Source organism: Bradyrhizobium lablabi (assembly GCF_001440475.1).
In the GTDB taxonomy this organism is placed as follows: Bacteria; Pseudomonadota; Alphaproteobacteria; order Rhizobiales; family Xanthobacteraceae; genus Bradyrhizobium; species Bradyrhizobium lablabi.
On the sequence record NZ_LLYB01000046.1, the window covers coordinates 335732 to 339552 of the forward strand.

At 65.7% G+C, this 3821-nt stretch carries 1 pseudogene; it reads right to left on the reverse strand.

Annotation, left to right across the window (positions count from 1 at the left end):
- Positions 1-34: 34 nt before the first annotated feature.
- Positions 35-2626: pseudogene (locus tag CQ14_RS48115) on the reverse strand (beta strand repeat-containing protein); the annotation flags it as partial.
- Positions 2627-3821 lie beyond the last annotated feature (1195 nt).

The following is a 3821-nucleotide window of genomic DNA, read 5'->3' on the forward strand; positions in this document are numbered from 1 at the left end:
GTCGCCATAGACGCGGCTCTTGGCGTCGGCCGTNCACGGTGATCGCGCGCGGCGTGACTGTCAGCGTGCCCGGCGCATTGATGAAGCGATAGCTTTGCCCGGAGACGCTCACGGCACTGCCACTTGCGGTGATCGCGTAGCTGCCGACACTCGAAGCCGTCGTCGCCGCCGTCGATACCGAGAGGCCCGTGATGATCCCGGCCGTATCGCCGACATGCAGGCCGTAGATCGAATAGGTGAACGCCGGATTGGCTTCGCCATAGACCCGCGACGCGTTGGCCGGATCGACCCGCAGCACATAATTGACGCCATAGAGCTGCGGGTAATAGCCGATGCTCGGCGCCGACCAGACGGTCGAAAAATCCCAGCCCGCGTAAGTCGACGCGAAGTTCGCCGGCTTTTGCATCTGGCTGGTGGTGAGGCCGGCGATGCCGGAACTGGCGCCGCTGCCGACGGCATTCGTCTTTCCGGACGTATCCGTGTCCCAGTAGGACGACGTGATGGCGCCGCTGCCAGTGACCGTTCCGATCAGGCCGCCGGTTCTCACGGTGCCGGAAGTGGACGTCGCGCTCACCGCACCGGCCGCGTAGGTCTGCGTGACCGTACCCGTACTGCCTTGATTGCCGATCAGTCCGCCTGCCGCGGCTTGCCCGGCCGTGGACGTGGCGCTGGCAGCACCGGTCGCGTAGGATTGGGCGATGGCGCCGCTGGCGGTGTTCCTGCCAATCATGCCGCCCGCCATGGCCGACCCGGCTGCCGCGATGGCCGTGGCCGCACCGGTCGCGTAGGATTGTGAGACCGTGGCCGTACTGCCGTTGCCGCCGATCAGCCCGCCCGCCATCGTGGCCGTGGCCGCTGCATATGTGGACGTTACGCCGACGGCGCCGGTCGCATAGGATCGGGTGACGGCGCCAGAGTTGCTGCCCACCAGCCCGCCACCGTACAAACTGGTCAGAGTCGACGACGTCACGCTGATGGTTCCGGACGCGTAGGACCCGTCGATAGTGCCTCCCACCGCGTTGACGCCGACCAGACCACCGCCGAAGGCCGTTGCGGTCACGGCCCCGGTGGCATGGGAATCGGCGATGGTTGTGTTGCTGTTGTTGTAGCCGACCAGGCCGCCCACTCCCTGGCTGCCGCCGCTGACTGCTCCGGTGGCATAGCTCCTGAGAACGCTGCCGTTGTTCTGGGCGGTAAGGCCGCCGGCGCGTGTGCCGCCGCTGCCGGCTGTCACGTTTCCGGTCGCGTAGCTGTCCTGGATGATGCTGCTGCCCGAGTTGTTCCATCCGACGAGACCGCCCATGGTGGAACTGCTGGCGGTTGTCCCGGCGACCGTGACGGCCGCCCAGCTATTGGCAACACTGCCCTGGGATTCGCCGGCCAGTCCGCCGCCAATGTTTCTGGCCGTGACGCTGCCGGTCGCCGAAGCATTGCTGATGGCTCCTTTCGAGAAGCCGACCAGGATGCCGACGCGATCCTGTCCCGTAACGGATGCAGCCTGCAGGCTGACATTGCTCACCGCGCCGCCGGTGTGGATATATCCGAACAGTCCGACCTGGTTGGTCGATGGCAGGTTGATCGTGAGGTTTGAGATCACACGGCCCTGGCCGTCCAGGCTTCCGGCGAACGCGATGGAAGAGTCAGTGACCGAGTATTCGCCGATCGGCGAGAATCCGCTCGACGACCACATGCCGGGATACATGCCTCCCGAGGCCAGGCCGCCGGAGAAGTCGATGTCGGATGCGAGCTTGTAGCTCGCGCCGAGATTCATCGCCATCAACTGGAGCTGATGCGCGTTTGTGATGTTGGTGGAATACTCCCACCGGCCGAATGGACGGGTTCGGCCATCGATCGAGAACCAGCTGGCGGTGAAGTCGAAACCGACATAGGCACTCTGCTTGAACGCATAGTTTGCTGCGGCTGATTGCGCCGGGTCGCTGGTCACGGCACTCAGTCCGGTCGAGGCGTTTCCCCCACCGATCCCGGCCGCCTGACCCGTGGTGTAGCTGTCCCAATAGGACTGCACGATACCGTTGGGGTCAGCATTGTAGTTCGCGCCGACCAGTCCTCCGACATTAGTCGTGCCGTTCACCGCTCCGGTCGCGTAGGATTGCGTGATAGAGCCCCAGTTGCTGCCGACCAGCCCGCCGACATCGTTGCCCGCGCCGGTCACAGCTCCCGTTGCGTAGGACCGAGCGATCGAGCCCGAGCCATCAAAATTGACTCCGACCAGGCCGCCCACGTAGCCGTCAGTGGCAGCGACCGCACCGGTCGCATAGGATTGTATGACCGCGCCAAGGTTGGCGCCGGCGAGCGCTCCCACTAGTCTGAGACCGGTGACAGAGCCGCCCACCAGCCCGACATTGCGTACGGTCGAGGTGGTCTCGAGGAAGCCGAACAATCCGACATTCTCGGTCGACGGCCGATTGATCACCAGCCCCGATACGGTGTGGCTTTGCCCGTCGAACAATCCGCTGAACGTCGTTACTCCATTTCCGATCGGCGCGAAACCTGCGCCACCGTTCCAGGACGCGGTACCGCTGGCGTCGATGTCGCGGCCGAGCGCATAGGTGCCGGCCAGATTGTTCTGGATGTTCTGCAGGTCGTAGACAGTGTTGACCAGCATGTAGGTGTTGAGCACGGCGCCGCCGGTGACGTTGCTGGCGAAGTTGGTCTGCGTCGGTGCGGTGTATTTGGTGGCGTTGACGGTCGAACTGCTGCCGGTCGGATTGTAGAAGATCGAGACCGTGCCGGCGGTCGACACCTGACCGCCACCGAATGTCACGGTGCCGGTGCCCGTGCCGGCATTGTCGGCGCGCAGCACGACACCGCCGCCGCCGGTGCTGGAGATGTTGGCATGGACCGCGATGTTGCGATAGGCGCTGAGCGTCAGTGTCGCATCGCTCGCCCAGCTGATCCCGCTTGCCACGGTGATGTCGCCATTGCCGCCGCTGCCAGAGGCATTCGTCTCCTGCGTGACGTTGCTGCCCCCGTTGAGTGCGGTGGCGATGGTGCCGGCGAGCGTCGCATCGATCGTGAGATCCACGGGATCAAGCAGCCAGGTGCCGCCGCGGCCAGCGTTGACGATGCCGCCGGCGAAGTTGAACGTATGCCCCGAGGTCTCGATGAAGCCACCGCGCTGCCCGGTGGCGCTGATCGAGCCGCCAAATGACGTCGTGCCATCCGACCACACCACGACATTGCCGCCGGCGCCCGACGTGCCGTCGGCCGTGATCGTCGCACCTGCCTCGATCGTCGTGTTCTGCGCATTGGCGACGGCCTGCGGCAAAAACTTCCGCGCGGCGTCCGAGCCGCCGGCGCGGTCGCCGCCGATCAGCACNGTGCCGCCCGACGTTCCGCTGGCGTCGATCTTTGCGCCTGAGGTCAGGGTGACGTCCTTGCCGGTTACCACGACGGTGCCGCCGGCGCCGCTATTGCCCTTTGCCGTGATGGCGCCGCCGACCTCGACCTTGTCGCCGCTGACGACGATGTCTCCGCCGGTGAAAGAGCGGTGCGGTCCGGCGATCCCCGCGACCATCGGCGCAGCGTCTGCCTGAATGCGCCGCGCCACCACCTTCTGCGTCACCTTCACCGAGCCGCCCTCGGCGGTCAGAAAAATCCGTCCGCCCTTGTTGGCGACGCCTGTTGCGCTAATGGCCCGTCCGGTATTGCCGGCCAGCGCATAGATGTTGCCGCCATTGGCGCGCAGTTCCACTTCCGTGGCGCGGATCGCGCCGTTGTTGCGGATCTCGCCGTCCTGCACTGGCCTCCGCACCAGCACCTTGCCGTTGCCGAGCGAGCCGTCGCTCAGCACCACTTCG